Raw genomic sequence first — 15,828 nt, 5'->3', positions numbered from 1 at the left:
TTCCTGGGGAATACGGGATTCCTGTCCCCTTTCGAGTGAGCCTGTCACCCGTAAGGATTAAATGTCGCACTGTGCTGTCGGGGTTCCGCCCACAACTGCCTACGGTCGCCAGGTGACGAGCAGCAGGCTGGAGACCCACACCCACACCACCGGCGCACACCGGGCGCACCGTCGCGAGGCCCGCCCGTCGGCGCAGCGATCGCCCGCACGTTACGAGCCGCACCTCGACGGCCTGTTCACCTACTGCCTCTCCGTGCTCTGCGACCACGAGGCGGCCACCGAGGCCCTGGGCTCGGTCCTCGCGATCGCCGAGCGGCAGGACGGCCGGTGCCCCGCGGCCGAGGAGGAACGTAAATCCTGGCTGTACGCCCTGGCCAGATGGGCGTGCCTGCGGGCGCTCACCGAGCAGCGGCGTGGCCGTCAGGCGCACCGGCGTCCGACCGCCCGACGTGAAAGCGCGCGCGCGGCGGGGGCCCGGGGAGCGCACGGTGCTCCGGAGGAGGCCGTCGAGCCCGGCCGTCCCACGGAGTCACCGGTGGCCGAGGCGCGCCGCCGCGAGCTCGCACAACTGGCCTGGCCCGAGGCCGCGGGCACCACACCCGAGCAGCGCGAGGCGCTCGAGCTCGCCGTGCGCCACGGGCTCACCCCGCGCGCCGTCGGCGCCGTCCTCGGCCTCGACCCGGGGAGCACCCGGGAGCTCCTGGCCGGTGCGGCCTGCGAGGTGGAGCGCACCCGTGCCGCCCTCGCCGTCGTCGGGACGGGGGACTGCCCCGTCGTCGCGCGGCTCGGAGGCGCACGTCAGATGCTGCTCTCCTCCACCCTGCGCCGGGAGCTCGTCCGGCACGTCGACGACTGCCCGCGCTGCCGCCGCGCCGCCGAGCGGGCCGGCGCGGCCGGGCCCTGGCCGGGCGCGACCGTCACCCCGGCCGCCGCTCTCCCCGTCGTCGAGGCGCCGCGGCCCTCGGTGCAGGTCGCCCTGACACACGCCCGGCGGTCCCGGGCCGGCGCCCCGCGCTTCGGCCGGACCGGCTTCCCGATGGACCCCAAGGACCACGCCGCGCGCCGGGACCGGCTGCGCGCCCGGGTCGTGACGACGACGGTCGTGGCGACGGTCGTCGCCGCCCCGGTGATCGCCCTGTGGGCCGCCTACCGGGGCGCGCCGCTGACCGGCGAGGGACGCGACACCTCGATCACCGCGACGGACGTGGACGGGGAGCCCGACGACGGTGATCCGTACGACCACTACGAGAACGCGGGCAACGCCAGCCCCGACGGGAGCGACGGTTTCACCGACGGAGCCCGGAGCCCGGACGTCTCCGCCGAGGTCGTCAGCCTCGGTGCCGGCCCCGACGGAGCGGCTTCCCTCGCGGTCTCGGCCCGCTCGTCCGGCGGCCGTACGGCGATCACCCTGACCGCGGGCGGCGACGAAGCCGTCACCTGGTCCGCCCGGGCGGACGCCCCGTGGCTGCGCCTGAGCCGTACGGCCGGCACGGTCGCCCCCGGCCGGAGCGTCACCTTCTACGTGTTCGTGGACCGCGGGGCCCAGCCGAGGGGCCCGTGGAGTGCCCGTGTCCTGCTCGCCCCCTCGGGTTCCGCGGTCGCGATCACCGGCTACGGCTCCACGCCTCCCGGCCCCGGGAGCCCGCAGCCGACACCGGACCCGTCGGGGCCCCCGAGCGCCACGCCGTCCTCCCCGCCACCCTCGTCGGATCCCACCCCGGACCCCACGGACCCGTCCGGGACCCCGACGGACCCGACGCCCACGCCGACGGATCCCCCCACGGACACACCGGGCCCCACGCCGTCACCGACGGACGGATCCTCCGCACCCGGCCCGTCGTCCGGACCCTCCACGGACCCCGGCGAGCCCTCCGGGCCGGCAGGCTGACGCCGAACGGACCGGAACTGAGGGGGAGTGGGAGCAGGCTCCGAGACCCACCGAGCACCCGCCCCCGCCTCGTACGCCCCGCCGCCTCAGGCCGGGTCGGCCGGGTGCGGGGCCATGGGCAGCAGCGACGCCAGCCGCTGCTCGCACAGCTCGGCCAGCCGGTCGTAGGCCTCCTTGCCCATCAGTTCGGTGAGTTCGGGGCGGTAGGACACGTAGACCGGGTCGCCGGCCCCGTGCGCGGACGTCGCCGACGTGCACCACCAGTGCAGATCGTGGCCGCCCGGGCCCCAGCCCCGGCGGTCGTACTCCCCGATCGAGATCTGGAGCACGCGCGTGTCGTCGGGCCGTTCGATCCAGTCGTACGTGCGGCGCACCGGCAGCTGCCAGCACACGTCCGGCTTGGTCTCCAGCGGCTCCTTGCCCTCCTTGAGGGCCAGGATGTGCAGGGAACAGCCCATGCCGCCCGCGAACCCCGGACGGTTCTGGAAGATGCAGGAGCCCTCCCAGCGCCGCGTCTGGCGCTCGCCGTCCTCGTCGACGCCGACCCAGCCGGTCTTCGTGCCGACGTCGTGGAACTGCCACAGCTCCGGTGTGAGCCGTGCCACGTGCCCGGCCACCCGCTTCTCGTCGTCCTTGTCCGAGAAGTGCGCACCCAGCGTGCAGCAGCCGTCGTCCGCGCGGCCGGCCTGGATGCCCTGGCAGCCGCTTCCGAAGATGCAGGTCCAGCGGGACGTCAGCCAGGTCAGGTCGCAGCGGAACACCTGCTCGTCGTCGGTGGGATCGGGGAACTCGACCCAGGCCCGAGCGAAGTCGAGCCCCTTCTCGTCGGGCCCGTGGGGCCCCGTAGCTTCCGGCTGCTGCGTCTCCTGCTTCGAGTTACGCAGCTTCTTCGTGGCTTTGTCCGGCTTCGCCTTTTTCGTCTTTGGCACGTGCCCAGAGTAAGCCGCAGTAGCGTTCCCCCATGAGACTCGGAGTCCTCGACGTGGGGTCGAACACGGTGCATCTGCTGGTGGTCGACGCGCACCCCGGCGCCCGCCCGCTGCCCGCCCACTCGCACAAGGCGGAATTGCGGCTCGCCGAACTCCTCGACCCGGAGGGCGCGATCGGCCCGGAGGGCGTGGACCGACTGGTGACGACGGTTGCCGACGCCCTCCGGGCGGCCGAGGACAAGGGCTGCGAGGACGTGCTGGCCTTCGCCACCTCCGCCGTGCGTGACGCGGGCAACGCGGACCAGGTGCTGGCGCGCGTGCGGGACGAGACCGGTGTCGCCCTCGCCGTCCTCAGCGGTGAGGAGGAGGCCCGGCTGACCTTCCTGGCCGCCCGCCGCTGGTTCGGCTGGTCCGCGGGGAAGCTGCTGGTCCTGGACATCGGCGGCGGTTCGCTGGAGGTCGGCTACGGGATGGACGAGGAGCCGGACGCCGCCGTGTCGCTGCCGTTCGGCGCCGGCCGCCTCACCGCGGCCTGGCTGCCGGGCGATCCGCCGGACGCGACGGACGTGCGCGCGCTGCGCCGCCACGTCCGCGCCGGGATCGCCCGTACGGTCGGCGACTTCACCCGGCTGGGGCCGCCCGACCACGTCGTCGGGACCTCCAAGACCTTCCGCCAGCTCGCCAGGATCACGGGCGCCGCCCGCTCCGCCGAGGGGCTGTACGTGCAGCGCGTCCTCACCCGCAAGGCCCTGGAGGAGTGGGTGCCGAAGCTGTCGGCGATGACCGTCGCACAGCGGGGGAACCTGCCCGGGGTCACGGAGGGGCGCGCCGCGCAGCTCCTGGCCGGCGCGCTCGTCGCCGAGGGCGCGATGGACCTGTTCGGGGTCGAGGAACTGGAGATCTGCCCCTGGGCGCTGCGCGAGGGAGTCATCCTGCGGCGCCTCGACCACCTGCCGTCGGAGCAGGCCGCCCTGGCCTGAGCGCGGCCGCCCGCCTCATGGTCCTTCTCACTTGTCGCCGGGTTCCTTCGGCGTCGCGTTCCGCTGCCCGTACGCTGTCCACGTGGCAGAACCAGTGGTGCGCATCCCGGATGCGAAGGTCGCCCTGTCGACGGCCTCCGTCTATCCGGAGTCGACGGCGACGGCCTTCGAGATCGCCGCGCGCCTGGGCTACGACGGTGTCGAGGTCATGGTCTGGACCGACCCCGTAAGTCAGGACATCGAGGCGCTGAAGCGGCTGTCGGACTACCACCAGGTGCCGATCCTGGCCATCCACGCGCCCTGTCTGCTGATCACCCAGCGGGTCTGGTCCACCGATCCGTGGGTGAAGCTCCAGCGTGCCAGGGCCGCGGCGGAGAAGCTGGGCGCGTCGGCGGTGGTCGTCCACCCGCCGTTCCGGTGGCAGCGCAACTACGCCCGCGACTTCGTCTCCGGCATCTGGCGCATGGCGGACGAGACCGATGTGCGCTTCGCCGTCGAGAACATGTACCCCTGGCGCTACCGGGACCGCGAGATGCTCGCGTACGCCCCCGCCTGGGACGTCAGCAACGACGACTACCGGCACTTCACCGTGGACCTCTCGCACACCGCGACCGCGCGAACCGACAGCCTGGCCATGGTGGACCGGATGGGCGACCGGCTCGCCCACGTCCACCTCGCCGACGGCAAGGGCTCCAACAAGGACGAGCACCTGGTGCCCGGCCGGGGCGACCAGCCGTGCGCGGAACTGCTGGAGCGGCTGGCGCGCACCGGCTTCGACGGCCATGTGGTCATCGAGGTCAACACCCGCCGTGCCATGTCGTCGGCCGAACGCGAGGCCGATCTCGCGGAGGCGCTCGCCTTCACCCGACTCCACCTGGCGTCGTCGGCGCAGGCGCCCCGGCCGTGACCGCCGGCGCCGACGGCCCGGCCCCACGGCGCAGGGGCCGCCCCTCCCGTACGACGCGCACGGACGGCCCCGACGCGCGGACCCGGATCCTGGAGGCGGCCCGCACGGAATTCGCCGAGCGCGGCTACGACAAGACGTCGGTCCGTGGCATCGCCAGGGCGGCGGACGTCGACGCCGCCCTGGTCCACCACTACTTCGGCACGAAGGACGAGGTCTTCGCCGCGGCCATCGAGCTCTCCTTCGAACCCGCGCTCGTCGTCCCCGCCGTCCTGGGCCGTTCCTCGGAGGACGTCGGGGAACGGCTGGCCAGGTATTTCATCGGCGTGTGGGAGGACCCGGCGTCCCGCGCGCCGCTGCTGGCGATCCTCCGCTCCGCACTCACGCACGAGGCGGCGGCGAAGGTGCTGCGCGGCTTCGTGCTGCGCAGGCTGCTGGAGCGGATCGCGGCGGACCTCGACGTGCCGGACCCGACCTTCCGTGCGGAACTCGCGGCCTCGCACATGATCGGTATCGCGATCCTCCGGTACGTGATCCGGGCGGAACCCCTGGCATCGGCGGACCCGGAGAAGATCATCGAGATGGTCGCCCCCACGCTCCAGCGCTATCTGGGCGACCGGTGATCCAGGTCCTGCCTGTGTGACCGCTGTGCCGGTGGCTTCACAACGATGTCGCGAATCCGTATCAGCCGCCGGCGTGGCCGAATTTCGATGGTTGGCTGTGCGGGATCAAGCGAGCCGGACGTACGTGGTGAACGACAAGCGGGGGAGACGGCCATGGCCACTCGAGATGTACGCGGGCCTGACGGACGCGGGGCGGACGGCGCCCTGCCCCGCCGGAGGCTGCTGCGGATGGCCGGCGTGGGACTGGGCCTCGTCCTGACCGGGGCGGTGACGACGGCGTGCGGGCCCGAGGAGGCCGACGCCTCCGGCGGTGCCGGAAACCCGAAGCCCGGCGGGAGCGGCAAGGGCGGCGGTGACGCGTTCACCACACCGCCCGCCGGGACCGCGCCGCGCGCCCTGTGGCAGGAGTCGACCGGGGTGGGCTCCCTCGGCAGCGACGAGGTGCTGGCCGTCGTGGGGAACGTGGTGCTGGTCGCCGACGACCCCCTGACGGCACGGGACCTCGCCACCGGCAAGAAGCTGTGGTCGCTGCCGGGCGCCGCCCAGCCGGGCGCGCGGCTGATCATGGGCGGGGACACGCTCTATCTGGCCAGCGGCGAGTACGACGGCGATCTCGTGGGGCTCGACCCGGCCACCGGCAAGGAGACCTGGCGCAGCCGCCTGGACGGGCGGTACGCCCAGCCGCGGCCCATCGGCGCCGACACCGAACGCGTGTACGTGATCGCGGGCATCCTGGAGAAGGACCTCAGCTCCCGGACCAACGTGATCGCCGCCATCGACATCCGTACCGGCAAGGCCGTCTGGAGCGAGAAGCGCGACACCGGGACCGAGGAGTCCGGCCTCACCTCCGCGCTGCTCGGCGAGCGTCTCGCCTACACCGACCACCGCGAGAACCTGACCGTCCGCGACACCGCGACCGGACGGCAGCTGTGGTCGAAGAAGATCAGCAGGTCCAACTTCGAGAGGATCACCGTCCACGACGGGGCGGTCTTCGTCGCCGACGGCAGGCACCTGCGCTCGTACGCCCTGGACGACGGTGCCGAGCGCTGGGCGCTGGAGACCGAGGAGTTCGACACGTTCAACGGGCCGACCGTCCTCGAAGGGGTGCTCTACGCCTCGGACAGTGCCCACGCCCTGTGGGCCGTCGATCCCGCCACCGGCAAGCGGCGGTGGCACAACGCCGACCTGCTGGAGGTCTCGGTCCCGCTCCAGTTCGCCAAGGTGGGGGACACCCTCTACGGGGCGACGGAGTTCGACCAGGACGGCGGCGTCCAGGCCTACGACGCGCGTGACGGGAAGCTGCGCTGGACCTTCAACGACGGCTCGGGGGCGATCGACCCGTGGTATATGGTCTCCGGCGGCAAGCGGCTGGCCGCCCTCCACGGCGGTCGCCTGCTGGCGCTTCCGGCGGTGTGACCGGGCCGCGGGGAGGGGGCGGGCGGTTCCTCCCCCTGCCCGCCCACTGAGCAGGCCGTCCCGCATTCCGGACGGGATGTCCAGATCTTGGCACCGGAGGCGTACGCTCAAAGGCAGTCTTTTCTGTCGAAGGAGCGAGAGACGATGCCCCAGCTGAGGTCCCGCACTGTCACCCACGGCCGCAACATGGCGGGCGCCCGCGCCCTTATGCGGGCGTCCGGCGTAGCCAGTGAGGACATTGGCAAGCCGATCATCGCGGTGGCCAACTCCTTCACCGAGTTCGTCCCGGGCCACACCCACCTCGCCCCCGTCGGCCGGATCGTCTCCGAGGCGATCAAGGCGGCGGGCGCGGTGCCCCGCGAGTTCAACACCATCGCGGTGGACGACGGCATCGCCATGGGACACAACGGCATGCTCTACAGCCTGCCCTCCCGCGACCTCATCGCGGACAGCGTCGAGTACATGGTCGAGGCCCACTGCGCCGACGCCCTGATCTGCATCTCCAACTGCGACAAGATCACCCCCGGCATGCTGATGGCCGCCATGCGCCTCAACATCCCCACGGTGTTCGTCTCCGGCGGTCCGATGGAGGCCGGCAAGGCCACCCTCGTCGACGGCACGGTCCGCAAGCTCGACCTGGTCAACGCGATCAGTGACGCGGTCGACGAGAGCATCTCCGACGAGGACATCCTCCGCATCGAGGAGAACGCCTGCCCCACCTGCGGCAGCTGTTCGGGCATGTTCACCGCCAACTCGATGAACTGCCTGACCGAGGTCCTCGGCCTCTCCCTCCCCGGCAACGGCTCCGTCCTCGCCACGCACACCGCCCGCAAGGCGCTGTACGAGGACGCGGGCCGCACGGTCGTCGACATCACCCGGCGCTACTACGAGCAGGACGACGAGACCGTCCTGCCCCGGGCCATCGGCACCCGCGCCGCCTTCGACAACGCCATGGCGCTCGACATCGCCATGGGCGGCTCGACCAACACGATCCTGCACCTGCTCGCCGCGGCGCAGGAGGCCGAGCTCGACTACGACCTCGACGACATCAACGAGGTCTCGCGCCGCGTGCCCTGTCTGTCCAAGGTCGCCCCCAACGTCGCGCCCGGCGGCACGTACTACATGGAGGACGTCCACCGGGCCGGTGGCATCCCCGCCCTCCTCGGCGAGCTGCACCGCGCCGGCCTCCTCAACGAGGACGTGCACTCGGTGCACTCCGACACCCTCGCCGAGTGGCTGAAGAACTGGGACGTCCGCGGCGGCTCCCCGTCGCCCGAGGCCGTCGAGCTCTGGCACGCGGCTCCCGGCTGCGTCCGCTCGGCGACGGCCTTCTCGCAGTCCGAGCGCTGGGACACCCTCGACCTGGATGCGGCCGGCGGCTGTATCCGCGACCTGGAGCACGCGTACTCCAAGGACGGCGGTCTCGCGGTCCTCAAGGGCAACCTCGCTGTGGACGGCTGTGTCGTGAAGACGGCCGGCGTCGACGAGTCGATCTGGACCTTCGAGGGCCCGGCCGTCGTCTGCGAGTCGCAGGACGACGCCGTCGACAAGATCCTCCGCAAGGAGATCAAGGACGGCGACGTCGTCGTCATCCGCTACGAGGGCCCGCGCGGCGGCCCCGGCATGCAGGAGATGCTCTACCCCACCTCCTTCCTGAAGGGCCGGGGCCTCGGCAAGACCTGCGCCCTCGTCACCGACGGCCGGTTCTCCGGCGGCACCTCCGGCCTCTCCATCGGGCACGCCTCGCCCGAGGCGGCGTCCGGCGGCACGATCGCGCTGGTGGAGGACGGCGACCGGATCCGGATCGACATCCCGAACCGTTCGATCGAGCTGCTCGTCGCCGACGAGGACCTCGCCGCCCGCCGCGAGGCGCTGAACGGCGTGTACGCGCCGAAGAACCGCGACCGCAAGGTCTCGGCCGCTCTCCGGGCGTACGCGGCGATGGCCACCAGTGCCGACCGGGGCGCCGTCCGCGACGTCTCCAAGCTCGGCTGACCCTCAGCGGCTTCTGTCCGGCCCCGTCCCCGGGTTCACCAGCGGGCGGGGCCGTCCGCGTCCACGGCGAAGACGGAACCGTCCGGCGCGGTGCCGATCACGCTCCGGCCCAGGACGACGGGGGCCGGCAGTGAGGAGGCGTGGATGAGCTTCCCGTTCCTCAGCCGGGGGCGCGTCTGGCCGAGCAGCGTTCCACGCTTCGTGTCGACGGCGAGCAGCCGCCCGTCGGTGGCGGAGAAGTACAGCCGACCGCCCGCCCCGAGTACCGGCGCCGAAGTCGTTCCGACCGCCGTCTCCAGCCGCCACAGCTCGGCCGGCCCGGCACCCGCACGGACATCGAGGGCGAGCAGCGTTCCGCCGCGCTCCAGCAGCAGGGCGGTGTCCCCGTCCACCACGGTCTCCGGTGCGTTCATCCGCAGGGGCAGCGCGATGCGGGTCGCGCTCCGCGTCCTCGGGTCGTAGCGGATCAGGGCGGTGGTCTGGGACTTCTCGTTCATGGCGGTCAGCAGGAGCTGCCCGTCCGATGTCCCGGCCGGTGTGAGGATCCCGTCCAGCCCGCGTTGCCAGGCGGTGTCGCCGGTCCCCGCGTCGACGGCCGTGACCAGGGTGGTGGCCCCCTGGGCGGAGCTCTCGTACACGTACGCGAGACCGGTCCCGGCCTCGTACAGCGCGTAACCCGGATTCACGTGCCCCGGTACGGTGCGCCGCCAGCGGGATTCACCGGTCGCCGCGTCCAGCGCCTCGAGTGTCCCGTCCCGGCGGACCGCCAGCAGGAGGTCGCCGGCCGGGACGGGGGCGTCGGAGTAGGCGGAGAGGTCCGTGTGCCACAGTTCCGTGCCCTCGCCCGGGGAGTACGCCCGGAACTCCTCGCCCACCACGACGCAGGCCGCCTCGCCGGACATCGCTGCTCCGGACACCGGGGCCGGTGACGTGTCGCGGTGCGCCCAGACCACCCGGCCGTCCGACGCGTCCAGCCGGGCCAGGCCGAAACCGGCGGAGACGCAGTACAGAGCGGAACCCTGACCGGCGGGCCCCGGCGCGCACGACGGCGTGGAGCCGCCCGGCGAGCGCAGCGGCGTACGCCAGGGCGTGAAGGCCGTCGCGCGGCCTTCGTGCACAGCGTCCTCCCGCGCCTCCGGGCCGCCCCGGGCCGCGGCGGCCCAGAGACCTCCGGCCACCAGCAGCAGCGCGGTGGCCACGACCGCGAGCCGGCGCCACCTGCGGGGGCCCTCGGCCGTCCCGGGTCCCGAGGGCAGGCCGTCCGTCGCCCGCACATGGGTGGTGGCCCCCTCCTCGTCCGCCGCTCCGGACTCCACGGCGAGCGGCCTGCGCTGGACGGGTATGAAGGCGGCCGCCTCGTACGACGGGGGGTGCAGCGCGGCCATGATCTCGTCCGGGGTGGGACGCTCCGCGGGATCCTTGGCCAGGCAACGCCCGACCAGGGGCGCGAGATCCGCCGGTACGCCGGCGAGATCGGCCTCGTGGTGCACCACCTGGTAGGCGACGAGGTACGGGCTGTCCGAGTCGAAGGGCCCCCGGCCCGTCGCCGCGTGCACCAGTACCGCCCCGAGCGCGAACACGTCAGCGGCCGGCCCGACCTCGCGGGGCCGCTGGAACTGCTCGGGCGCCATGTAAGGGGGTGAGCCGATCAGCTTGCCCGTCTCCGTGCGGAGATCACTGTCGTACGGCCGGGAGATCCCGAAGTCGATGACCTTGGGCCCGGAGTCGGGGAGCAGCACGTTGCTCGGCTTGAGGTCCCGGTGGATGACACCGGCCCGGTGGATGTCGCGCAGTGCCTCGGCGAGCCCGGCCGTGAGCCTGCGCAGCTCCGCGGGGCTCATCGGCCCGTTCCGCTTCACCTGCGCGGAGAGCGTCGGGCCGGGCACGTACAGGGTGGCCATCCAGGGCAGTGCGGCTGCCGGATCGGCGTCCACGACCGGCGCCGTGAAGGCCCCGCTGACCCGTCGGGCGGCCGCGACCTCCTGCCGGAAACGCGCTCTGAACTCAGGGTCCGCCGCGTACTGGCGGTGCACCACCTTCACCGCGAGCTGCAGCCCGGAGGCGGAGCGCGCCAGGTGTACGACACCCATGCCACCCGCTCCGAGGCATGCCTCGAGCCTGTACTGCCCGGCGTACTCAGGATGCTCCGCTTCCGGATGTGATCCGGTCCCTCGCAGCGGCGGCATCGCCCACCCCCGTGTGTTCGTGCGCAAGCGCGACGCACGGAGCCTAGTCGATGGTGCGTGCGAGGCGAGGGGGGCTTGTTAGCCTGCGCGTCACACGCATTGCTTTCAACGGGGGAGGCCCTCATGGGTGTTGAAGAGAACAGCGCCGGAACAGTCACCACGGACACCGAGGCGGTCGTCGCGGCGGAGGCGACGACGCTCGCCGCGGACGCCTTCGTCTACCCGATCGCGCCCGGCTACCGGGTCAACGTCCGCAGGGGACCCGGCACGCAGTACGGGATCGTCAGGACCCTGCCGTACGGGATGAGCGTCCCGGTGTACTGCCAGAAGCCGGGGGAGCGGGTGTCCGGCCCGTACGGCACCTCGAACCTCTGGGACAACATCGCCAACGGCCAGTTCGTGTCGGACGCCTACGTCAAGACGGGCAGTGACGGCTACGTCGCTACGCGCTGCGACTGACGGAGCCGGGGCGCGTTCGGGGATAATCGGTTCCGTGAGCGAGAAAAGCGAAGCCCCCGGAACGTCCTCGGCCGCGCCCACCAGCGGCACCACGCCGGGGCCGCAGCCCGAAACCCTCCGTTTCTTCGGTACGACCTGGGTCGACCGCGACGGCGGGTACGGGCTGCGGCGGGTGGGCGTCGCCCTCGGCTCGCTCGTCGCGGCCGTCGTCGCGTGCTTCGTGCTGCGCTTCGCCTACCAGGGCCTGGAGATCGCCGAGGTCGGCGGCCTGGTCGGCATGCTCGTCGTGCTGATGTTCGCGGTGTGCAGCGCTATCGCCTTCCGCAAGACCTGGGAGGGCTTCACCCGCCGCCCCGCCGACCCGGCCCACGAGGACAGGCTGCGCGGCCTCAAGACGATCGGCTTCATCGGCTCGATCCTCGCCTACTTCATCCGCTCGCTGCGGGAGGCGCCGGGCGAGGGACTGCGCCGCGAGGAGTACGAGACCGCGCTCGCCCAGTACGTGAAGCGCCGCTCGTCCCGGACCGGCAACCCCGCTGCCCGCAAGGGCGGCAAGGCGAAGCGCTCCGGGCGCGGGTAGTTCGGGGCAACCACCCCGCGCACGGCTGGGCGCGGGCACGATGAACGCATGTCTGCATCCGTGCCCCGAGCCCTCTCCTTCGACAGCGCCGCCGCCCTCTACGCAGCGTCGCGCCCCGGATACCCGCCCGAACTCCTGGACACAGTCGAGGAGTTGACCGGCCGCCCGCTGAGCGGCGCGCGCACCGCCGACGTCGGCGCCGGCACGGGCATCGCCACCCGGCTGCTGCACGCGCGCGGCGCCCGGGTCACCGCCGTCGAGCCGGGTCCCGGCATGGCGGGGGAACTGCGCCGGACGCTGCCCACCGTGCCCGTCGTCCGGGGTGACGGCAACCGCCTCCCCCTCGCCACCGCGTCGGCCGACCTGATCACCTACGCCCAGGCCTGGCACTGGACCGACCCCGACCGGGCACTCTCCGAGGCGCTCCGCGTCCTGCGCCCCGGCGGCGCGCTGGCGCTCTGGTGGAACGTCTCCGACTACTCCGTCCCGTGGGTCGTTGACCAGGGCGAGCGGTTGCGCCGTCAACTCGGCGGGGGCGACAGCGCCCACGGCACACCGGGCGGCGCCGATTCACGGAACCTCTCCCAGCTCTCCGGCGGCGGCTTCGAGAAACGGCTGCTGCGGTGGTCCCGGACGGTGTCCGTCGACGCGCATCTCGCCAACCTCGCCACCCACTCCGCCTTCCTCGTGCTCGGCGCGGCAGGTGAGCGGTCCACCCGCCGGTTCATGGACCGGGAGCGCGGCCACCTGGCCGCCGTGTTCCCCGACGGCATGGTCGAGGAGCGGTACGTGGTCGAACTCGGTGTGCTGGTCCGCTGAACCCGCGGGCCGGCGACGCCACGTCCCTTGACGCGGCTGCTTCGGCGGGACCAATATTCATCACATGATGAATTCTCCGCGCACCGGGGACGCGAGCGCCGTCGAGGCCCGCGGCCTCACCGTCGTACGGGGAGGCCGCACGGTCCTGCGCGGCCTCGACTTCACCGTCGGGCCGGGCAGGATCACCGGCCTCCTCGGCCCGTCCGGCTGCGGCAAGTCCACGCTCATGCGGGCTGTCGTGGGCACCCAGGCCAAGGTCACGGGAACCCTCGACGTCCTCGGCCGCCCCGCAGGCCATCCGGCCCTGCGGCCACGCGTCGGCTATGTCACCCAGGCGCCGTCGGTCTACACCGACCTCACCGTGCGGCAGAACCTCGACTACTTCGCGGCCGTCCTCCGGCCGGGACGCACCCAACGCGCCTCCCGCGAGGAGGCCGTCACCCGCGCCGTCGATGACGTCGACCTCACCCGCCACGCGGACTCCCTCGCCGGAAACCTCTCCGGTGGCCAGCTCAGCCGCGTCTCCCTGGCCGTCGCACTGCTCGGCACCCCCGAGCTGCTGGTCCTCGACGAGCCGACCGTCGGCCTCGACCCCGTACTGCGCCGCGACCTGTGGAACCTCTTCCACACCCTCGCCGCCGACCGCGGCACCACGATCCTCGTCTCCTCCCACGTCATGGACGAGGCCGAGCGCTGCCACCGGCTGCTGCTCATGCGCGAGGGCGGGATCCTCGCCGACGACACGCCCGACTCCCTCCGCGCCCGTACGGGTTCCGCCACCGTCGAGGAGGCGTTCCTCCGCCTGGTGGCCGAGGCCGCACGGGACGAAGCCGCACGGGACGAAGCCGCACAGGACGAAGCCGACGCGAGCCAGGAGACGACCCGATGAGCACCGACACGCCCGCACTCCGCCCGGCCCGGACCCTCGCCACCGCAGGACGCGTCCTGCGCCAGCTCCGCCACGATCCCCGCACCGTCGCGCTGATGCTGTTCGTGCCGGTCCTGATGATCACGCTGCTGCGCTACGTCTTCGACGGCGACCCGGGCACCTTCGACGCCATCGGTGCGTCACTGCTCGGTATCTTCCCGCTGATCACGATGTTCCTGGTGACGTCCATCGCCACCCTCCGCGAACGCACCTCGGGCACCTTCGAACGCCTCCTCGCCCTGCCGCTGGGCAAGGGCGATCTGATCGCCGGATACGCGTTGGCCTTCGGCGCCGTCGCCGTCGCCCAGTCCCTCCTGGCCACCGCGATGTCCCTCTGGGTGCTCGGACTCGACGTGGTCGGCTCCCCCTGGCTGCTGCTCCTGGTCGCCCTGCTCGACGCGCTCCTCGGCACGGCACTCGGCCTGTTCGTCTCCGCCTTCGCCGCGTCCGAATTCCAGGCGGTGCAGTTCATGCCCGCCGTGATCTTCCCGCAACTGCTGCTCTGCGGGCTGTTCACACCGCGCGACCAGATGCACCCCGTACTCGAAACCGTCTCCGACGTGCTGCCGATGTCGTACGCAGTCGACGGGATGAACGAGGTCCTCACCCGGACCGACATCACCGGCGACTTCTACCGGGACGTCCTCGTCGTCGCCGGCAGTGCGCTGCTCGTCCTCTGCCTGGGCGCGGCCACCCTCAGGCGCCGCACCACCTGACGGCGCGGTGCGAGGATGGCGAACCACGACGCGTACCGCCACCCGGAGGATGAACCGCATGACCCAGACAGTCGCAGTCCTCGGCACAGGAAAGATCGGCGAGGCCCTGCTCAGCGGCATGATCCGGGCCGGCTGGCGGGCCGGTGACCTGTTGGTGACCACCCGCCGCCCCGAGCGCGCCGAGAAGCTCCGTACCCGGTACGGCGTCGAGGCCGTCACCAACGCCGAGGCCGCCAAGAGCGCAGACATCCTCATCCTCGCGGTCAAGCCCCAGGACATGGGCCGGCTCCTGGACGAGCTCGCCCCCCACCTGAGCCCCGACCGCCTGGTCATCAGCGCGGCCGCGGGCATCACCACCGGGTTCATCGAGGACAGCCTCGCCACGGGCACCCCGGTCGTACGCGTCATGCCGAACACCCCGGTGCTGGTGGACGAGGGCATGTCCGTCATCTCCGCGGGCAGCCACGCCACCGCCGAGCACCTCGGCCACGCAGAGTCGATCTTCGGCGGCGTGGGGAAGACGCTCCGGGTCCCGGAGTCCCAGCAGGACGCGGCAACCGCGCTGTCCGGCTCGGGCCCCGCGTACTTCTACTTCCTCGTCGAGGCGATGACCGACGCCGGCATCCTGCTCGGTCTGCCCCGAGCCCAGGCCCACGACCTGATCGTCCAGGCCGCCATCGGAGCGGCCGTCATGCTCCGGGACAGCGGCGAACATCCGGTCAAGCTCCGCGAGGCCGTCACCAGCCCGGCCGGCACGACCATCAGTGCCATCCGGGAGCTGGAGAACCACGGCGTACGCGCCGCCCTCATCGCGGCGCTCGAAGCCGCCCGCGACCGCAGCCGTGAGCTGGCCTCGGGCAACGGCTGACCTGCGGGCATCCCACCCCGGCCCCAACTCCCGCGCTTCCGGACCCGCCCCCTTGCGACCTCATGGCGGCGGGTCCGCCGCCCACAGCAGGGGCGAAGAGGAGGGGGTTGACACGCCCTCCACCGAACCGTAGTGTGCTCCGAGTTGTCCGACGTGAGCGTCGACTCCGGTCGGTCCCCGGACAGCGATTCCGCAGTAACCACTCAGAACGAGCGACTTCTGTCGTGCGTTTATGGGTGCGCACGTGCGAAATGAGGAATCAGTGTTCGAAGGTGACCCGATTAGCGTCGGGGCCGGGGATTCCGCTAATGTCTCACTCGTCGGAACGGCCGAAGGCCGGGAGGACGAACCCCGCTGACTGGGAATCAGGCCCGAAAGGATCTGATAGAGTCGGACTCGCCGGAAAGGGAAACGCGAAAGCGAAGAACTGGAAAGCGAAAAGGCAGTGACCCGCTTCGGCCGGGAATCGGACACGAAAGAGTCTGATAGAGTCGGAAACGCAAGAACGAAGGGAAGCGCCCGGAGGGCCCCGGTGAA

At 72.3% G+C, this 15,828-nt stretch carries 14 protein-coding genes; 12 read left to right on the top strand and 2 right to left on the bottom strand.

The genetic code is table 11. The features are described 5' to 3' along the window. The first annotated feature begins 61 nt into the window (after window positions 1–61). Window positions 62–1,888 carry a BACON domain-containing protein gene (locus tag JOC24_RS04420; protein ID WP_205018784.1) on the top strand — a complete coding sequence of 609 codons (1,827 nt, stop codon included), beginning with the start codon at window positions 62–64 and terminating at the stop codon, window positions 1,886–1,888. Between the two features lie 86 nt (window positions 1,889–1,974). Here the strand turns inward: JOC24_RS04420 and JOC24_RS04415 are convergent, their stop codons facing one another. After that, window positions 1,975–2,817 carry a hypothetical protein gene (locus JOC24_RS04415; protein ID WP_205018783.1) on the bottom strand — a complete coding sequence of 281 codons (843 nt, stop codon included), beginning with the start codon at window positions 2,815–2,817 and terminating at the stop codon, window positions 1,975–1,977. 32 nt (window positions 2,818–2,849) lie between these two features. Here JOC24_RS04415 and JOC24_RS04410 point away from each other — a divergent pair, with 32 nt between their 5' ends. The 5 genes from JOC24_RS04410 to ilvD all read left to right on the top strand — a co-directional run bounded on the left by JOC24_RS04410 (window position 2,850) and on the right by ilvD (window position 8,735). Beyond that, complete coding sequence (locus JOC24_RS04410) at window positions 2,850–3,797, top strand: Ppx/GppA family phosphatase (RefSeq protein WP_205018782.1); 948 nt, start codon at window positions 2,850–2,852, stop codon at window positions 3,795–3,797. Window positions 3,798–3,891: 94 nt separating this feature from the next. After that, window positions 3,892–4,704, top strand: coding sequence for a sugar phosphate isomerase/epimerase family protein (locus JOC24_RS04405; RefSeq protein WP_205019311.1), 813 nt, complete (start codon window positions 3,892–3,894; stop codon window positions 4,702–4,704). After that, window positions 4,701–5,324, top strand: a complete 624-nt coding sequence (locus tag JOC24_RS04400; RefSeq protein WP_205018781.1) for a TetR/AcrR family transcriptional regulator — start codon at window positions 4,701–4,703, stop codon at window positions 5,322–5,324. The genes JOC24_RS04405 and JOC24_RS04400 overlap by 4 nt, the downstream gene beginning before the upstream one ends. Window positions 5,325–5,477: 153 nt before the next feature. Further along, a complete protein-coding gene (locus JOC24_RS04395; protein WP_205018780.1) occupies window positions 5,478–6,740 on the top strand; it encodes a PQQ-binding-like beta-propeller repeat protein in 1,263 nt (420 codons plus the stop codon). A 144-nt stretch (window positions 6,741–6,884) separates the two neighbouring features. Further along, complete coding sequence (gene ilvD / locus JOC24_RS04390) at window positions 6,885–8,735, top strand: dihydroxy-acid dehydratase (protein ID WP_205018779.1); 1,851 nt, start codon at window positions 6,885–6,887, stop codon at window positions 8,733–8,735. A 35-nt stretch (window positions 8,736–8,770) separates the two neighbouring features. On the opposite strand, the gene JOC24_RS04385 is transcribed toward ilvD, so the two are convergent. Further along, a complete protein-coding gene (locus JOC24_RS04385; RefSeq protein WP_205018778.1) occupies window positions 8,771–10,921 on the bottom strand; it encodes a protein kinase domain-containing protein in 2,151 nt (716 codons plus the stop codon). Between the two features lie 123 nt (window positions 10,922–11,044). On the opposite strand from JOC24_RS04385, the gene JOC24_RS04380 reads away from it, so the two are divergent. The 6 genes from JOC24_RS04380 to proC all read left to right on the top strand — a co-directional run bounded on the left by JOC24_RS04380 (window position 11,045) and on the right by proC (window position 15,291). Beyond that, window positions 11,045–11,380: an SH3 domain-containing protein gene (locus tag JOC24_RS04380; RefSeq protein ID WP_205018777.1), complete on the top strand. Its 336-nt coding sequence runs from the start codon at window positions 11,045–11,047 to the stop codon at window positions 11,378–11,380. A gap of 34 nt (window positions 11,381–11,414) precedes the next feature. Then, window positions 11,415–11,960 carry a hypothetical protein gene (locus JOC24_RS04375; protein WP_205018776.1) on the top strand — a complete coding sequence of 182 codons (546 nt, stop codon included), beginning with the start codon at window positions 11,415–11,417 and terminating at the stop codon, window positions 11,958–11,960. Between the two features lie 48 nt (window positions 11,961–12,008). Then, window positions 12,009–12,779 (top strand): class I SAM-dependent methyltransferase, encoded by a 771-nt coding sequence (locus JOC24_RS04370; protein WP_205018775.1) that lies wholly within the window; start codon window positions 12,009–12,011, stop codon window positions 12,777–12,779. Window positions 12,780–12,843: 64 nt separating this feature from the next. After that, window positions 12,844–13,668, top strand: coding sequence for an ABC transporter ATP-binding protein (locus tag JOC24_RS04365; protein ID WP_205018774.1), 825 nt, complete (start codon window positions 12,844–12,846; stop codon window positions 13,666–13,668). Further along, window positions 13,665–14,423 (top strand): ABC transporter permease, encoded by a 759-nt coding sequence (locus JOC24_RS04360; RefSeq protein WP_205018773.1) that lies wholly within the window; start codon window positions 13,665–13,667, stop codon window positions 14,421–14,423. Before JOC24_RS04365 ends, JOC24_RS04360 begins: the two co-directional genes overlap by 4 nt. Window positions 14,424–14,481: 58 nt before the next feature. Beyond that, the gene (gene proC, locus JOC24_RS04355; RefSeq protein ID WP_205018772.1) at window positions 14,482–15,291 is read left to right on the top strand and encodes a pyrroline-5-carboxylate reductase; all 810 of its coding nucleotides are present in this window, start codon (window positions 14,482–14,484) and stop codon (window positions 15,289–15,291) included. Window positions 15,292–15,828 lie beyond the last annotated feature (537 nt).

The organism is Streptomyces sp. HB132 (assembly GCF_016909575.1).
In the GTDB taxonomy this organism is placed as follows: domain Bacteria; phylum Actinomycetota; class Actinomycetes; order Streptomycetales; family Streptomycetaceae; genus Streptomyces.
Note: the sequence above shows the minus strand (reverse complement) of the source record. Positions and strands in the feature narration are given on the sequence as shown.

What these genes read in the sequence shown, in the direction of transcription:
- ilvD (WP_205018779.1), top strand. Translation starts at nt 6,885, where the DNA reads ATGCCCCAGCTGAGGTCCCGCACTGTCACCCACGGCCGCAACATGGCG.
- JOC24_RS04380 (WP_205018777.1), top strand. Translation starts at nt 11,045, where the DNA reads ATGGGTGTTGAAGAGAACAGCGCCGGAACAGTCACCACGGACACCGAG.
- JOC24_RS04410 (WP_205018782.1), top strand. Translation starts at nt 2,850, where the DNA reads ATGAGACTCGGAGTCCTCGACGTGGGGTCGAACACGGTGCATCTGCTG.
- JOC24_RS04365 (WP_205018774.1), top strand. Translation starts at nt 12,844, where the DNA reads ATGATGAATTCTCCGCGCACCGGGGACGCGAGCGCCGTCGAGGCCCGC.
- JOC24_RS04420 (WP_205018784.1), top strand. Translation starts at nt 62, where the DNA reads ATGTCGCACTGTGCTGTCGGGGTTCCGCCCACAACTGCCTACGGTCGC.
- JOC24_RS04360 (WP_205018773.1), top strand. Translation starts at nt 13,665, where the DNA reads ATGAGCACCGACACGCCCGCACTCCGCCCGGCCCGGACCCTCGCCACC.
- JOC24_RS04370 (WP_205018775.1), top strand. Translation starts at nt 12,009, where the DNA reads ATGTCTGCATCCGTGCCCCGAGCCCTCTCCTTCGACAGCGCCGCCGCC.
- proC (WP_205018772.1), top strand. Translation starts at nt 14,482, where the DNA reads ATGACCCAGACAGTCGCAGTCCTCGGCACAGGAAAGATCGGCGAGGCC.
- JOC24_RS04395 (WP_205018780.1), top strand. Translation starts at nt 5,478, where the DNA reads ATGGCCACTCGAGATGTACGCGGGCCTGACGGACGCGGGGCGGACGGC.
- JOC24_RS04385 (WP_205018778.1), bottom strand. Translation starts at nt 10,921, where the DNA reads ATGCCGCCGCTGCGAGGGACCGGATCACATCCGGAAGCGGAGCATCCT.